This window comes from Azospirillum himalayense (assembly GCF_042657465.1).
Lineage (GTDB): Bacteria > Pseudomonadota > Alphaproteobacteria > Azospirillales > Azospirillaceae > Azospirillum > Azospirillum himalayense.
Genome location: NZ_JBHSLC010000009.1, coordinates 71517 through 87188 on the forward strand (window position 1 = coordinate 71517; position 15672 = coordinate 87188).

The following is a 15672-nucleotide window of genomic DNA, read 5'->3' on the forward strand; positions in this document are numbered from 1 at the left end:
CTGACCGGTCAGCAGCGTTCGGCCGCTCCGCCCCTGCTTTTTCACAATTCGTCCGACACCTTCATCTTGCGTCCGGGAGACTGAGATGACCGATAAGATTGCGCGCTTTTTCGAAGAGCAGCGTCCGCAGACCCCGTGCCTCGTCGTCGATCTGGACGTCGTGGAAGCGAACTACCACGACCTGGAGGAAGCGCTCCCGGACGCCAGGATCTTCTACGCCGTGAAGGCCAATCCGGCGCCGGAGATCCTCGGCCTGCTGACCCGTCTGGGCTCGGCCTTCGACACCGCCAGCGTCCCGGAAATCCAGATGGTTCTGGCCGCCGGCTGCGCGCCGGAGCGCATCTCCTACGGCAACACCATCAAGAAGGAAGCGGACATCCGCCGCGCCTTCGAACTGGGCGTGCGCCTGTTCGCCTTCGACAGCGAGGCGGAGCTGGAGAAGATCGCCCGCGCCGCTCCCGGCGCCCGCGTCTTCTGCCGCATCCTGACCTCCGGCGAGGGCGCCGAGTGGCCGCTGTCGCGCAAGTTCGGCTGCGACCTCGCCATGGCGCGCGAGCTGCTGCTGAAGGCCAAGGGCATGAACGTCGTTCCCTACGGCGTGTCCTTCCACGTCGGCTCGCAGCAGAAGGACCTGATGCAGTGGGATCACGCCATCTTCCAGGTGGCGCAGCTGTTCCGCGAGCTTGAGGTGCTGGGCGTCGACCTCGGCATGATCAACCTGGGCGGCGGCTTCCCGACCCGCTACCGCACCGACGTGCCGGAGACCACCGCCTACGGCCAGGCCATCTTCGAGTCCCTGCGCACCCACTTCGGCAACCGCCTGCCGGAAGCCATCGTGGAGCCGGGCCGCAGCATGGTCGGCAACGCCGGCATCATCGAGAGCGAGGTCGTCCTCGTCTCCCGCAAGTCGGCCAACGACGTGAAGCGCTGGGTCTATCTGGACATCGGCAAGTTCAGCGGTCTCGCCGAGACTATGGACGAGGCGATCCAGTACCCGATCCAGGTGATGGGTGACGACGGGGAAGGCGACACCGAGGCGGTCGTGCTGGCCGGCCCGACCTGCGACAGCGCCGACGTGCTCTACGAGCGCGCCGAGTACAAGCTGCCGATGGACCTGAAGGCCGGCGACCGCGTGCGCATCCACGCCACGGGCGCCTACACGACGACCTACTCGGCGGTCTGCTTCAACGGCTTCGCCCCGCTCCAGCAGATCTGCATCTGATCGGGCGGCGTTTCGACTGAGAAAAAGGCCACTCTTCCTTCGGGAGGAGTGGCCTTTTCTTTTGACCGCTTGCGGAACCCCCGAGACCCGAACGCGAAAAGGGCCGCTCCCTTAGACAGGGGCGGCCCTTTTCCTTGCGGTCTCCCGCAGCCGTGACGGCGGCATCAAGCCTTCCAGAACGGCTTGCTGATCTCGCCTTCGACGTCGATCTGGGAGATGCCGATGTCGTGCAGCATCCGGTCGTCCAGCCGAGCCAGCTCGCGGCGGGTGATGGTGCGCTGCCGCCACAGGGCGAACGTGTCCAGAACGCTGTCCAGCACATACGCCACCGGAGCAGGGCGCAGGGTACGGCCGGCGGGGGCCGTGCGCAGAGCGATTGCCATGGTGGTCATCCTATCTTTGAAGGTCCCGAGGGGGCCTGCCGGAAGTGGCCGCCGCACCCTCGCTTTGTGAGAAAGAATATTGCTCATCCCGCGCAAACCCGCCACCGCCATGTGGGTATGCGAGCCGTGAGCTTTCTCGATAGCTGTCGTAGGAATATCACCGATGCAAGAATAATGGACGAATGCACAGCTTTTGGGCGTCACAAATTGTGCAGTTCACCAACAAACCGGGTTTGAAACGGAGCGCTGGACAGGCGCCGCGGGGCGGCCTACCTGTGATCCCGACCGTCGTCCGACACCGAGTTCTTCCCATGATCGACACCATCGCCTTCGACGGCGACGACACGCTGTGGCACAACGAGTCCCTGTTCTCGATGACGCAGGACCGCTTCCGCGCGCTGCTCGCCAACCATCTGGCCGATCCGGCGGACATCGACCGGCGGCTGTTGCAGGCCGAGCGCGAGAACCTCCGCGTCTACGGCTACGGCATCAAGGGCTTCGTCCTGTCGATGATCGAGACGGCGGTGGACCTGACCGACGGCCGCATCGGCGGGCGGGACATCCAGAGCCTCGTCGAGTTCGGCAAGGCGATGCTGGAGCACCCGGTCGATCTGCTCGACGGGGTGCAGGAGGTGGTGGAGGGTCTGTCCGGGCGCTACCGGCTGCTGCTCGTCACCAAGGGCGACCTGTTCGACCAGGAAAGCAAGATCGCCCGCTCCGGCCTCGCCGGGCGCTTCGACGCCATCGAGATCGTCAGCGAGAAGGACCCGGCCACCTACCGCCGCCTGCTCGACCGCCACGGGGTGGACCCGGCACGCTTCGTCATGGTGGGCAATTCCGTGCGGTCGGATATCCTGCCCGTGCTGGCCGTGGGCGGCCACGCCGTCCATGTGCCGTACCACGTCACCTGGGCGCACGAGGTGGCCGAGCCGCCCACCGAGAATTACCGCCGTATCGACAGCCTGCACGGCCTGCCGCCGCTGCTCGCCGCCTGGTGAAAAGAACCTGGTGAATGGGAGACCGCGTGATGAGCTTCGCCCTGCTGACCGACCCCGCCCGCCCCGCCGTGGAACCCGAGACCGGCGGCCCGGCGCCCGACCGCATCCTGTCCGGCGCGCCGGTCTTCACCACCTGGAACGAGTACGAGTCGGCGGACGGCAAACGCTTCGCCGGACTCTGGCGCTCCACACCCGGTTCCTGGCGGATCGTCTACGACGAGTGGGAGTATTGCGAGATCCTGGAGGGCACCAGCGCCATCAGCCACGCCGACGGGCGCCGCTGGACGGTCGGCCCCGGCGACCGCTTCACGCTGGAACCCGGCTTCGACGGCGTGTGGGAGGTGCTGGAGACCACGACGAAACGCTACTTGGTCATCCTGCCCTGAGAGGCGCTCAGCCACGCTCTCCGAACAGGTGGATGGCGCCGAGGTCGGCGCGGTTCAGCACAACCACCGCCTTCCGCCCGATCTCCACGGCCAGAACGACCAGCGCCAGGATCGACACCACCAGGACGATCCGCGCGACGTCGCGCGCCCAGGCGCGCCGCTTGCGCCGCCGGGCCGCCAGATGGGCGGCCAGCTTTTGCCGCAACACGCTGCCGCGCCGCCCATAGCCGCGCGTCCACCCACCCCACCCCCGCTCCACGGGGGGCGGGTCATCGGGCGGATCGTTCGGCGTGGGCGTGGTGGGAACGGGCAATCCGGCGCCGTTCGGAGGCGGCGAACCGGTGTTGGGTGCGGCGGTTTGGCTGGCGGTCGCGCCGGGCGGGTCGGTCGCGGTCACGGCGGTCATCCTGCGGCGGAGGAACGGTCGATGAGCCGTTATCTACGCCCTTTTCATGAAAGCGCAACACGCCGCGCCCGAACGCCCGGAAAGGCCACGAGGAAACAAGCGGGGGAAACAAGCGGGGTCGCGGCGGAATGCCGCACCCCGCCGCTTCCGCATCAGCGCCGGCCGCGCGGATCGCGGCTCAGGCCCTTGGCCTCCAGCTCCGCCAGATACTCCGCCCACAGGCGATCCTGGTCCTCGCCCAGCTCGTACAGCAGCTTCCAGGAGTAGATGCCGCTGTCGTGCAGGTCGTCGAAGACGATCCGCAGGGCGTAATGGCCGATGGCCTCCAGGCTCATGATGCCGACGTGGCGGCGGGCCGAAACGGTCTGCTTCTGGCCGGGACCGTGGCCCTGCACCTCGGCGCTCGGGCTGTGGACGCGCAGGAACTCCGCCGGGTAGGAGAAGGTCCGGCCGTTGTCGAAATCGACCTCCAGCCGCTTCTCCTCCTTCTTCAGCCGGACTTCCACCGGCCAGTGCTTGGTGCCGAAGGCGTCCGACGCGAATTGCTCGTCGGACATCAGGCGGCCCCCGGCTTCCCGTCGAGGCTGCGGGCCTCGTCGATCAGCATGATCGGAATGCCGTCGCGGATCGGGTAGGCCAGCCCGGCGCGGTCGCTGATCAGCTCGGCGCGCTCGGCGTCGTAGCGCAACGGCCCCTTGGTCAGCGGGCAGACGAGAATCTCCAGAAGCTTCGGATCGACGCGCGCCTGCGTCTTGCCGTCGGCGGGCGTGTCGTCGTGGGGGTGGGCGCTCATGGATCGGGCCTCGCAGTCGGAAAGTGCAGTGTCGGTCAAAGGAAGCGGTCAGTGACGCAGCGCGTTGCCGCCGTCGCCCTCATGGCCGTCGAGAATGGCCATCTCGACCAGGGCGATCAAGAGCTTCGCGCGCTCCGGCAGGTCCGGCGTCTCCAGAAGGGCCTGCTTTTCGCTGGGCGAGAAGGGGCAGATCATCGCCAGCGAGGTGACCAGCCGCTCGTCCGGCGTGCCGTCGATGGCCTTCCAGTCCACCGACAGCCCCTGCATCTTGAAGTAGCCCTTCAGCCCGGCCAGCAGACGCGGGCGGTCCAGCGCGCATCCGTCGCCCATGGCTCCGCCGTGCTCCAGCGGATCGATCAGGTCGCCGGAGAAGCGGTCCCAGTCCGCGGCGACGCGGCGGTAGCCGCGCTGGCCCTCCAGCTCCCGCATGATGGCGAAGCGGCTGACCCCGGTCAGGGTGATGATGTAGCGGCCGTCCTCGGTCTCGGCGAAGCTGGTGATCCGCCCGGCGCAGCCGGTGCCGTAGACCGCCGGCTCGCGCAGCCGGCAGGCCGGATCGGTCGGCTGGACCATGCCGATCATGCGGTCGCCAGCCAGCGCGTCCTCGACCATCGCGAGGTAGCGCGGCTCGAAGATGTTCAGCGGCAGGCGCCCGCGCGGCAGCAGCAGGACCCCCGCGAGCGGGAAGATCGGGAGCTGCCGCGGGAAGCGGTCCGGTGACGGGTCGATGGGGTTCCGGCTCATGCGACGAATATAGAACCCCCGGACACGGCGAACAGAGCGCCCACGAACAGAGCGACGGCGAACGAAGCGGCCACCCACGAAACAGACTCGAACGAAACAGACTCGCGGCCCGGGGTCGCCCCCGGGCCGCGAGCCCCCGTGATCAGCGGAACAGGATCGAGGACAGGCGGCGGCGGCTCTGCACCGTCAGCGGGTCGGTCGGGCCGAAAGCCTCGAAGAACTTGACGAGCTGCTTGCGGGCGGCCTCGTCGTTCCAGGCGCGGTCGCGGCGCACCAGTTCCAGAAGCTCGTCCACCGCGGCCTCGCGCTTGCCGGCGGCGAACAGGGCGAGCGCGAGGTCGAAGCGGGCCTCGTGGTCGTCCTGGTTGTGGGCGACCTTCTCCATCAGCTCCGGGATCGGGCCGGCGTTGGCGGCCTGCTCGGCGACCTCCAGCGCGCTGCGCACCGCGGCGATCTCCTTGTCCTTGGCGATCTGCTCCGGCACCTTGTCGAGCATCTGCTTGGCGCGGGCCAGCTCGTCGTTGACGATCAGGCAGCGGACCAGCCCGGCGTAGGCCACGGCGTTCAGGTTCTCCGGATCGGCCTGCAGGATCTCGCCGTAGATCTCCGACGCGGTCTGGGTGTCGCCGGCCTCCAGCGCCTCCTTGGCCTGGGCCAGCGCCTCCTCCAGGATGTCGCCCTCGCCGCCGCCCGCGGCGCCGGCCAGCTTCAACAGCTTCTCCACGAAGGCCTTCACCTGCGACTCCGGCAGGGCGCCCATGAAGCCGTCCACCGGACGCCCCTGGAAGAAGGCGTAGACCGCCGGGATCGACTGCACGCGGAGCTGCGAGGCGATCATCGGGTCCTTGTCGGTGTCGATCTTGACCAGCCGCACCTTGCCCTTCGCGGCCAGCACCGTCTTTTCCAGGATCGGGCCGAGCTGCTTGCACGGGCCGCACCAGGGCGCCCAGAAATCGACGATCACCGGCACGGACTGCGACGCCTCGATGACGTCGGCCATGAAGGCGCGGTCGCTGCTGTCCTTGATCAGGTCACCGGCGGCGGCGGGGGCGGCGGCACCGGCGGCGACGGGCTTGTTGGCAGGCGGAATGGAGAACATGGCGGTCACGTATCCCTTTGCGATCTCGCGTGATAGATGAGCGCACGGGGCGCGTTAAGCAAGCGTCGGCTGAGAGTCCGGCGGCTCCTCGCCGAAGGGCACGATCAGCGGCTCGTGCCCGCCGGCCCGCAGGAAGCGCAGCAGGTCCGCGGCGGCGATGGCCGTGGTTCGGTCGTTCAGCAGCGGGTGGTAGTTCAGCGGGTCGTGGGCCAGCATCTGCTCCTGCAGCACCACCCTCACCCGCCGCTCGCGGTCGTTGACCACGGAGAAGGGTGTGACCGAACCCGGCCGCACGCCGAGATGCCGCCACAGCCGGTCGGCCGAGGCGAAGGACAGCCGCGCCGACCCGATCACCTTGTCGAAGCGGTTCAACTCCACCCGCGCGTCCTCCAGAGCGACGACCAGCCAGTGCTGCTCCTTCTTGTCCTTCAGGAACAGGTTCTTGCAATGGCCGCCGGGGAGCGCGCCGCGCAGCGCCTTGCTCTCCTCCACCGTGTGCAGCGGCGGGTGGCGGTGGGTCACGGTGCGGATGCCGAGCGCCGCGAGATGCTCCAGGAGCTGCTCCGGGCTCGTCGGCAGCGGCTCCTCGGCCCTGCCCTCGGGGGTGTCGCGGGTGTCCATGGAGTCATCTTTAGCGGGGCCGGTAACATTCGTCCGGGAAAATCCGTCGAGGCGCCCGAGAAAAGTGAAACATGACGCTTGCATTGCGCCGATCCATGAGTATAGTCCGCCGCACGCCGCCGGACGGCACCGAGCAAGGGTCCGAACGGCAGCGAAACGGAGCGCGGGCGTAGCTCAGGGGTAGAGCACAACCTTGCCAAGGTTGGGGTCGAGGGTTCGAATCCCTTCGCCCGCTCCATTCTCCCGACGGGGACGGTGGTCCTTCGAAGGGAAATAGGACGGCTGATGGAAAGGCTGGACCTTCGGGTGCCGGCCTTTTTCGTTTTTCTCCTCCCGGTCGCCCCCATTCTCCGCGCGTTGCGATTTCGCAACCGGCGCCTTCGTTTTTGAAACCGAGTCTGCGCCGCCCTCTTCCATTGGCCGTGACCGGCGCCTCACTCCCCGACCGGCCACCTCCGGACCAGCGCAGCCATACAGCGCGCGCCATGCCAAAAGGCGCAATTTAAAGGCGCAAAATCCGGTAAATGACATGCCTTTGTAGGTCATTCCCCGCGCACATACCCCATATGAAGACGTGAACAAATTTACTTGTTGGCAACCTACTTGCGTATGACCTCCGGAATGACTAAGCTTCAAAGACGAAACAAATAGAACTTTTATCCGGTTAGGGTTGTATGCACCATGGATGGTCTGGTCGCGTCGGACGGGCCGAGCCCGTGACTTTCCCGGATAGGATGTTCCTGTCCGGCCGGCGTCCGCCGCTCCGGCAACACCGGCCCTCCCCCGCCTGATCGTCATCGGCTCCGCTGTCGTCGCGCTGCGACCGGCGGTGCCGCTGGTCGCGCTTCCAAGCCCCGCTTCGTACAGCCCAGACGATAAGCCAGCCCAGACGGCAATCCATCCAGACGACGAGAGGTCCCTCCCATGGCTATGCAACGCTACATCGTGAACTTTCCGCGCCTGTCCCCGGACATGCTGGACATCTGGAAGACGGTCCCCAGCAGCATCGCGTCCGACGTGCAGAACCGCTGCCAGAGCATGGACGCCCGGATCAAGCCCTGCGCCCCGGGCATGCGCATCTGCGGGCAGGCCCGCACCGCCGTGTCGATGCCGGGCGACAACAGCATGCTGCTGACCGCCTGCAGCCTGGCCGAACCGGGCGAGGTGGTGGTGGTCGCCGGCGCCGGCCTGGAGGAGGTGGCGCTGGCCGGCGAATGGGTGGTCCGCGGCTGCAAGTCGCGCGGCCTGGGCGGTCTGGTGATCGACGGCTCGGTCCGCGACCTCCAGGAGATCCGGACCATCGGCTTTCCGGTCTTCGCCAAGGGCTCGGTGCCGCGCGGCCCGCACAAATCCTTCGGCGGCAAGATGGACGTGCCGGCCGGCGTCGGCGGCATGGTGGTCAACCCGGGCGACCTGATCATCGGCGACGATGACGGGGTGACCGTGGTGCCGCTGGCCGTGATGGACGAGGTGCTGAGGCGCTGCCTGGAGCTGATGGCCAAAGAGAAGATTTGGTCGCAGCAGCTCGACGCCGGCAAGTCGCTGATGGAGGTGCTGGGCGTGCCGGAACCGGAAATCGTCGAGACGCCCACCCTGCGCTGACCCCCTGCCATCAGCCGGACCACGCGCGCCGGCGACCCGCACAGCCCTTCGAGCCGCCCCAAGACCGGTTTCCGCCGCCATGACGCTCATCTTTCAAATCGTGCTGCCGATGTTCGTCCTGGTCGCGCTCGGCTTCTACGCCGGGAAATCGGGCAATTTCAGCAACACGGCGGCTCAGGGGCTGTCGCGCTTTCTCGGCATCTACGCCCTGCCGGCGCTGCTGTTCGCGGCGATGGCCAAGGCCAAGATCCCCGATCCCATCGAATGGGGCTTCGTGGCGTCCTTCTTCGTCGCGGCCTTCATCATCTTCGGGCTGGGTGCGGCCTGGATGCTGTCCATCCGGCGGCGGGACGAGGCGGCGATCGGCGGCTTCGCGCCCTCCTTCTCCTCCATCGGCCTGCTCGGCGCGCCGATCCTGATGGACGCCTACGGATCGTCGGTGGCCATCCCGGTGATGCTGCTGATCCTGTTCCAGTCCCCGCTCCTCTTCACCACGGCGACGATGATCGCCGAGGCGCAGCGGACGGCGGGCGGACGGCCGGTCGTCGCCGCGGTCAACGCCGTCAAGGCGACCCTGCTCAGCCCGATGATCCTGTCGATCGTCGTCGGCATGGGCTTCAACCTGAGCGGCGTCCATGTGCCGGACGCGGTCATGAAGGCGGCGGACTACGCCGCGGCCACCGTCCTGCCCTGCGCCTGCTTCACGCTGGGCACCTCCCTGTCCTTCGGAAAGCTGTCGGGCAAGTTCGGCCAGGCGCTGGTCCTGGCGGTGATGAAGACGGTCCTGCACCCGGTGCTGACCTGGGTGCTGGCGGTGGAGGTCTTCCACCTGCCGCCGGACTGGCTGGCCCCCGCCGTGACCGCGGCGGCGCTGCCCATCGGCGTCAACGTCTACGCCTTTGCCGAGCGCTACCAGACGGGGCGGGAGCTGGTCTCCATGTCGCTGCTGCTGTCCACCCTGATGTCCCCGATCTCGATTTCCGTCGCCTTCATGGTGGCGATGGGCTGACGCGGTCATTTCGACGCAGGCTCGTTTCATTATGCGTCCATTTGACGCTTTCTGCGCACACCCGATCGCGCGGAACTCCAAGAAACCACGCCCGATGGAAAGCATTCGTCGAAAATCGCTGTGATTTCCGGATATCCGGTTCGGTTAGCACGATTGATACACGAATAGAGACTCTGTATCTTCCACCTTGAAGCGTCAAAACCGCTTTCGTCTGGTCGATTTGACAGCGTTGGGTCTATGAACTGCTTCTTTTCGCGAGAAAGACGACCGAACCCCGCCGCCATGGCGGCGACGGGATCGGTCATCCATGAAGACAGACATACTGAAGTATGCACTCATCCTTCTCAAGGTCAGTATGACTCTTCGCTTCTCTTGTGACCCGAAATTGCAATGCTGTCAGAATCAACGGCCATCGATCTTTACGAGAATTTCAGAAAAGGAGGCCCAGCCTGTGTCCGCATCGGGACGGGCGGGATCTCCCGGGACCCCGCCGCGTCCGCGGCCAAGGGGGTCTTCCGCAATAACGCAGGAAAGAAGGGCATCCAGATGATCATTCGCAGCAAGTTCCTGGCGCTGGCGACCGGGACCCTGGCGCTGGCCATGTCGACGACCGCTCTGTCGACGGCCCAGGCCGCCTACCCCGAGAAGCCGATCACCGTGGTCGTCGCCTACGACGCCGGCGGGTCGACCGACGTGACCGCGCGCCTGCTGGCTCCCTTCATCGAGAAGCATCTGGGCGGCACCCGGATCGAAGTGGTGAACAAGCCGGGCGCCGGCGGCGAGATCGGCTTCGCGGCCATCGCCGACGCAGCACCGGACGGCTACTCCATCGGCTTCTGCAACACGCCGAACATGGTGTCGATCCCGATCGAGCGTCAGGCCCGCTTCTCGGCGGACCGGCTGGACGCGCTGGTCAACGTCGTCGACGATCCCGGCGTGTGGAGCGTTCCCGGCGACAGCGCCTTCAAGACGCTGAAGGACGTCGTGGAGCACGCCAAGGCCAACCCGAACACCGTCACCGTCGGCACCACCGGCGTGGGCTCGGACGACCAGCTCGCCATGCTGCTGGTGCAGCGCCAGGCGGGCGTGCAGTTCACCCATGTGCCCTTCTCCGGCTCCGCCGCCAATTACAAGGCGATGCTCGCCAAGAAGATCCAGATCAGCGGCCAGAACCTCGGCGAGGGGCTGCGCGGTCAGGCCTCCGACCAGATCCGCGTGCTGGGCGTGATGAGCAAGGAGCGCTGGAAGGCCGCCCCGGACATCCCGACCTTCGCGGAGCAGGGCTACCCGGTGCTGATGGCCTCGCTGCGCGGCGTCTGCGCGCCGAAGGGCCTGCCCGCCGACGTCCGCGCCAAGCTGGTGGACGCCGTCACCAAGGCCGCGACCGATCCGGAGTTCGTGGCGAAGGCCGAGGCCAAGGAGACCTTCCAGCCGCTGCGCGTCCTCGGCCCCGACGCCTTCACGGCGGAGCTGAAGCAGCTCGACACCGAGCTGAAGTCGCTGTGGCAGTCGTCGCCCTGGCTGAAGTGATCCGGGGCTGACTCGACCCGGGCGGGCTGGTCCGTCCGGGTCCGGCCCATCCGCGAAACCACCCGCCGCCGGCCGACCGGCCTGCGTCGGGTGCGGTTCAAGCCCCCCTGACCATCCGGCGCCAACGGACCGGCCAATGGTTGAAGCAGGTGCTCCATGACTTTCCTCAATCACCTCCACATTCCCACCAAAATGGGAATCCCGGCGGCGACAGCGATCCTGGGCATGCTTGCCATCGCGTTGCTCGGCGGCTCCGCCATCACGGAACAGTCACGCCTGCTGGACACGCTGTTCAACCGCTCCTTCACGCGGGAAGCGGACGTCCAGGCGTTGACCGACACGCTGACCGTCGCCCACGCCGGCCTCTACCGGACGGTGATCCTCAGCACCGCCAACGCCTCCCCCAAGGCGGTCGAGGATGAATCGAAGGCCCTGACCGAGCAGATCACCAAGTTGAAGAGCCAGGCGGACAAGATGAAGGGCCAGTCCGCCGCGACCGAGGAGGAGGGGCAGATCCTCCAGCGCTTCGGCTCCGACACCGCGGCCTATCAGGCGAAGGTGACCAGCTTCCTCGACCTGCTGAAGATGGGCGTCGATCCGCTCGACTTCCTGCAGGAGGTCCAGGCGGCCTACGGGCGCCTGAACGGCACCGCCCGCGACTACCTGACCTACCAGCGCCAGCAGTCGGCCGACGCCTACGCCAACGTGAACGCGTCGGTCGACGCGACCACCCAGGCCTTCATCGCCTCGGCGATCGTCGCCCTGCTGATCACGGTGGGCGTCGCGCTGTTCATCGGCTTCAACATCGCCCGTCCGGTGGTCCGCCTGACCACGGTGATGGAGCGGCTGGCCCAGGGCCGGCTGGAGGACGAGGTGCCCGCCGCCGAGCGCGGCGACGAGATCGGCCAGATGGCCCGCACCGTCCGCGTCTTCAAGGAGAACGCGTTGCGCGTCCAGGAGATGGCGCGCGAGCAGGAGGCCATGCGCGCCCGCGCCATGGAGGAGCAGCGCCGGGCCATGAACAGCCTCGCCGCCGACCTGGAGGCGTCGGTCAAGGCGATGATGGGCGAGGTGGTGCGCTCCGCCGACTCCATGCGCGGCGAAGCCAACGTCATGCTGGAGAACGCCCGCCAGACCAGCCACCACAGCGATTCGGTTGCCCACTCTGTGCAGGAGGCCACCAGCGAGGTGGAGAGCGTGGCCGCCGGTGCCGAGCAGCTCCGCGCCTCGATCGACGAGATCACCCGGTCCATCACCCAGTCGACCCAGCTCGCCCGCGGCGCGGTGGACGAGGCCGGGCGGACCGACTCCATCGTCCAGGGCCTCAGCGAGGCCAGCCGGAAGATCGAGGAGGTGGTCGGCCTCATCAACAACATCGCCGGCCAGACCAACCTGCTGGCGCTGAACGCCACCATCGAGGCGGCCCGCGCCGGCGAGGCTGGCAAGGGCTTCGCCGTCGTGGCGCAGGAGGTCAAGAGCCTCGCCAACCAGACCGCCAAGGCCACCGACGAGATCGGCGCGGAGATCGCGGCGGTGCAGGCGGCGACGACCGCGGCGGTCAACGCCATCCGCGCCATCGTCAACACCATCCGGCAGGTGGACGAATCGCTCAGCACCGTCGCCGCGGCGGTGGAGGAGCAGGACGCCGCCACCCGCGACATCAGCGAACGCTCGCAGCGCGCCGCCACCGACACGGTGGCCGTGCTCCAGGAGATGCGGCTGGTGCAGCAGGCGGCGGAGACCACCGGCCATTCCGCCGGCGCCGTCCAGACCACGACCGAGGAGCTGTCGCGCAGCTTCAACCGGCTGGACAACGAGATCGAAGCCTTCATCACCCGCATCACCGCGGCCTGACCCGTCAGGACACTGCCCACGAAAAAGGCCCCTCTTCCGCCTGGAAGAGGGGCCTTTCCTATGCGGCCTGTCCGGTTCGCTTCGCCCCGATCACTTCAGCCCAATCATTTCAACCAGGGGAACTCGCGCCAGAGGTTGCGGAAATCGCCGTCCAGCTCCTTCAGCTCCGCGGAGAAGGCTTCCGAATCGAGGATGCGCAACGGCTGGTAGGTGTCGCGGGCCTTGCTCTGGAACTCCGGGTCGTTGGCGGCCTTGGTCACCGCATCGATCAGCTTGGCGCGGATCTCCGGCGGCAGCCCCTTCGGCGCGCCGACGCCGCGCAGCGACGCCATGGTGATGTTGTATCCCAGTTCCTTGAAGGTCGGCAGGTCGGGCGCCATGTCCCAGCGCTGCGTGCTCATCACGCCGAGAATGCGGATGTTGTCGCCGCCGGCCTTGCCGCGCAGCCCCTCGCCCAGATTCTGGCCGCAGACCTGGGTGTGGCGGCCGAGCATGGAGCGGTAGTTCTCCGCGCTGCCGGGAAACGGCACATGGGTGAAGCGGACGTTGGCCTGCCGCTGGAGCAGCAGCATGGCCAGATGGTCGTCCGACCCGACGCCGGTGGAGCCCAGCGTGATGGTGTTCGGGTTGGCCTTGGCCTGGGCGATCAGATCCTCCACCGTCTTGTAGGGGCTGTCGCCGTGGACCGTCATGATGCCCGGATCGTCGACGACGTTGACCAGCGGGTCCAGCCGGTCGAGCGTGAAGCGGGCGTTGCGCTCGATCGGGATGGTGACGACGTTCGGCGTGTTGATGAAGCCGATGGTGTAGCCGTCCGGCGTGGCGTCGGCGATGGCCGCGAAGCCGATCTCCCCCCCGGCGCCGCCGCGGTTCATCACCACGATCCGCGCGCCGCCGCCCAGATATTTTTCGATGAAGGGCGCCAGCATGCGCGCGGTCACGTCGGTCGATCCGCCCGCCCCGTAGGCGACGATCATGGTGATCGGCTTCTCCGGATAGGCGGCCTGGGCCGCCGTCGCACCCAACAGCAGGGCGCAGGAGGTCAGAAGGCTTGAAAAGAAATGTCTGGCTTTCATGGTCGGCTCCGCCAAATGCTGCCGCCCGATTACCACAACGGAGCGCCGCCAAGGAGCGCGCCCGCGGCATCGGTTGCACAATTCATAGTAACACGATTTTTTGTACACTATAGTATTTATGGCGCAACCATAATGAGAGCGCCGGACACAGCGTCGCACCGGCCGGCATCACCGCAGGACGACGGCGAAACGGCCTTTCCACTTGGGAAAGGCCGTTCGGTCCGGTTCTGTCATACGGAGACGGAGGTCAGTTGATCGGTTCGGCGCGGTTGCCGAACAGAGCGCGCAGCTTGCGCCCGATGGCCGCCACCAGCATGCCCTGGTTGCCACCCTCCGGCTTGGGGAACCAGTCCGGCTCCTCGGTCTGGATGCGGCGGATCACCGTCAGGAACGCCTCGACCACCAGCGGGTCGAAATCCTTGCCCGCCCGCTCGGCGATCCAGGCGATGGCGTGCTCCACCCCCCAGGCCTTGCGGTATTGGCGGTCGGTGATGAGGGCGTCGAACACGTCGGCCACGGCCATGATCCGCGCCGACACCGGAATGGCCCAGCCGCGCAGCCCTTCCATGTAGCCCGACCCGTCGTAGCGCTCGTGATGGTAGCGGGCGATCTCCGCGGCGATCGACAGCAGGCTGCGCCCGCGCAGGGGCAGCGCCGCCTCGCTGAGGATGCGGTGGCCGATCACGGTATGGCGCTGGATGGCCGCCACGTCGTTGTTCGCCAGCTCGCCCGGAATGCCCAGCGTCTCGTCCGACACGCTCAGCATGCCGACGTCGTGCAGCAGGGCGGCCAGCCCGACCTTCTCGACCAACTCGTCGTCCAGCTCGTCGGCGAAGCGGCCGTGGACGCGCAGCTCGCGCGCGATGTCGCCGACCAGCCGCTCGATGCGCTGGAGATGGCCGGCGGCGGCGTTGTCCTTGTATTCGGCGAGCGACCCCATGGCCAGGACGGTGGCCTTCTGGGCGGTGTTCAGCTCCTCGAACAGCAGGGCGTTCTCGAAGGCGATGGAGCATTTGTTGCGGAACAGCTCCAGCAACTGCCACTCGCGCGCGGTGCCCTCGTTGTTGTGGCCCTCGACGTAGATCATGCCGATGATCCCGCCATGGGCGCGCAGCCGCAGGGCGCAATAGCCCGGCTCGACGATGGTCTCGGAACTCGGGCTCAGCCGCTCCAGCGCGGCGGCCACGTTGGGCTCGCCCAGCTCGGCGACGTCCACGTCCTTCCATTTGGCGAAGCGACCGGTGGAGGCGCGCACGCGGATGCGGCGGTCGCGCGGCAGCGTGTCGCCCTGGATGCACAGCAGGGCGTGCCGCCCGATGCCCAGCAGCCCGACGACGCGCGGCAGGATGTTGGGGAACAGCACGTCCGGGGTGCGCATCTCCAGCAGGCCGGTGGTCGCCACCAGCATGCGGGCCAGCGCCTTGCGCCCGGCCGCCTGGGTCTGCAGGTTGAGGAAGGCGCGCAGCCGCGGCACGACCGCGGTGCGCAGCGTGCGCGCCGTCAACCCGTCCTTCAGGCGGTAGTCGCTGACGTCGTGGCCCTCCACCACCTCCTCTTCCGGCGCCCGCTCGGGATGGGCGGTGCAGACCAGGATGCGGACGCGGCTGTTCCCCAGATCCTTGCGGATGTGGTCGATGAAGGCGAGCCCTTCGGGCGGCCCATCCGCCGCGGGGTCCAACACCGGCTCCAGCAGGACGGCGGCGGTGTTGGGGTTGCGGTACAGCGCCTCGCGCGCTTCGGCGGCGGTCGCGGCGGTCAGCACCGTCACCGGCGCCCCGTCCAGCGCGAAGCCGTCGAGCGCGGCGCGCGTCAGCCCGGCCAGCGCCGGATCGGGATCGACCACGAGCACATGCAGGCGGGGCTTGGCGGGCGGAACCGGGGTGGCCTCCGGCGGGCGGGCGTCGTCGTTGGGCATGACCGTCTCGATGGTTGCGCACCGCAGGCGCGCT

Annotated in this window: 16 protein-coding genes and 1 tRNA gene; 8 read left to right on the forward strand and 9 right to left on the reverse strand. The window is 67.7% G+C overall.

What is annotated here, in order from left to right; genetic code table 11:
• The first annotated feature begins 85 nt into the window (after positions 1-85).
• Entirely contained in the window at positions 86-1222 is a 1137-nt protein-coding gene (locus ACFPMG_RS07105; protein ID WP_145682421.1) for a type III PLP-dependent enzyme, read from the forward strand.
• A 164-nt stretch (positions 1223-1386) separates the two neighbouring features.
• On the opposite strand, the gene ACFPMG_RS07110 is transcribed toward ACFPMG_RS07105, so the two are convergent.
• Positions 1387-1605: a DUF1127 domain-containing protein gene (locus tag ACFPMG_RS07110; RefSeq protein ID WP_014238561.1), complete on the reverse strand. Its 219-nt coding sequence runs from the start codon at positions 1603-1605 to the stop codon at positions 1387-1389.
• 311 nt (positions 1606-1916) lie between these two features.
• Between ACFPMG_RS07110 and ACFPMG_RS07115 the strand changes: the two genes are divergently transcribed.
• Positions 1917-2603, forward strand: a complete 687-nt coding sequence (locus tag ACFPMG_RS07115) for an HAD family hydrolase (RefSeq protein ID WP_137103981.1) — start codon at positions 1917-1919, stop codon at positions 2601-2603.
• 29 nt (positions 2604-2632) lie between these two features.
• The gene (locus ACFPMG_RS07120) at positions 2633-2989 is read left to right on the forward strand and encodes a cupin domain-containing protein (protein ID WP_376994495.1); all 357 of its coding nucleotides are present in this window, start codon (positions 2633-2635) and stop codon (positions 2987-2989) included.
• Between the two features lie 7 nt (positions 2990-2996).
• On the opposite strand, the gene ACFPMG_RS07125 is transcribed toward ACFPMG_RS07120, so the two are convergent.
• From ACFPMG_RS07125 to ACFPMG_RS07150, 6 genes are all read right to left on the reverse strand, one after another.
• The gene (locus ACFPMG_RS07125; RefSeq protein ID WP_376994496.1) at positions 2997-3386 is read right to left on the reverse strand and encodes a hypothetical protein; all 390 of its coding nucleotides are present in this window, start codon (positions 3384-3386) and stop codon (positions 2997-2999) included.
• 161 nt (positions 3387-3547) lie between these two features.
• The gene (locus ACFPMG_RS07130) at positions 3548-3952 is read right to left on the reverse strand and encodes a gamma-butyrobetaine hydroxylase family protein (RefSeq protein WP_109072064.1); all 405 of its coding nucleotides are present in this window, start codon (positions 3950-3952) and stop codon (positions 3548-3550) included.
• A complete protein-coding gene (locus ACFPMG_RS07135) occupies positions 3952-4188 on the reverse strand; it encodes a Trm112 family protein (protein WP_014238566.1) in 237 nt (78 codons plus the stop codon). Before ACFPMG_RS07135 ends, ACFPMG_RS07130 begins: the two co-directional genes overlap by 1 nt.
• A 48-nt stretch (positions 4189-4236) precedes the next feature.
• Complete coding sequence (locus ACFPMG_RS07140; RefSeq protein WP_376994497.1) at positions 4237-4932, reverse strand: LON peptidase substrate-binding domain-containing protein; 696 nt, start codon at positions 4930-4932, stop codon at positions 4237-4239.
• Positions 4933-5074: 142 nt separating this feature from the next.
• Positions 5075-6031, reverse strand: coding sequence for a tetratricopeptide repeat protein (locus tag ACFPMG_RS07145; protein WP_376994498.1), 957 nt, complete (start codon positions 6029-6031; stop codon positions 5075-5077).
• 54 nt (positions 6032-6085) lie between these two features.
• A complete protein-coding gene (locus ACFPMG_RS07150) occupies positions 6086-6652 on the reverse strand; it encodes a prolyl-tRNA synthetase associated domain-containing protein (protein ID WP_038529754.1) in 567 nt (188 codons plus the stop codon).
• A gap of 163 nt (positions 6653-6815) precedes the next feature.
• On the opposite strand from ACFPMG_RS07150, the gene ACFPMG_RS07155 reads away from it, so the two are divergent.
• From ACFPMG_RS07155 to ACFPMG_RS07175, 5 genes are all read left to right on the forward strand, one after another.
• A tRNA-Gly gene (locus ACFPMG_RS07155) sits at positions 6816-6890 on the forward strand.
• A 686-nt stretch (positions 6891-7576) separates the two neighbouring features.
• The gene (locus tag ACFPMG_RS07160) at positions 7577-8254 is read left to right on the forward strand and encodes an RraA family protein (protein WP_103040412.1); all 678 of its coding nucleotides are present in this window, start codon (positions 7577-7579) and stop codon (positions 8252-8254) included.
• A 79-nt stretch (positions 8255-8333) separates the two neighbouring features.
• On the forward strand, positions 8334-9263 hold the full coding sequence (locus tag ACFPMG_RS07165; RefSeq protein ID WP_014238572.1) for an AEC family transporter: 930 nt from the start codon (positions 8334-8336) through the stop codon (positions 9261-9263).
• A gap of 546 nt (positions 9264-9809) precedes the next feature.
• Positions 9810-10793 (forward strand): Bug family tripartite tricarboxylate transporter substrate binding protein, encoded by a 984-nt coding sequence (locus tag ACFPMG_RS07170; protein ID WP_376994499.1) that lies wholly within the window; start codon positions 9810-9812, stop codon positions 10791-10793.
• A gap of 156 nt (positions 10794-10949) precedes the next feature.
• Complete coding sequence (locus ACFPMG_RS07175; protein ID WP_376994500.1) at positions 10950-12647, forward strand: methyl-accepting chemotaxis protein; 1698 nt, start codon at positions 10950-10952, stop codon at positions 12645-12647.
• Positions 12648-12751: 104 nt separating this feature from the next.
• On the opposite strand, the gene ACFPMG_RS07180 is transcribed toward ACFPMG_RS07175, so the two are convergent.
• Entirely contained in the window at positions 12752-13723 is a 972-nt protein-coding gene (locus ACFPMG_RS07180; protein WP_376994501.1) for a Bug family tripartite tricarboxylate transporter substrate binding protein, read from the reverse strand.
• A 247-nt stretch (positions 13724-13970) separates the two neighbouring features.
• Positions 13971-15638 (reverse strand): HD domain-containing phosphohydrolase, encoded by a 1668-nt coding sequence (locus ACFPMG_RS07185; protein WP_376994502.1) that lies wholly within the window; start codon positions 15636-15638, stop codon positions 13971-13973.
• Positions 15639-15672: the final 34 nt, after the last annotated feature.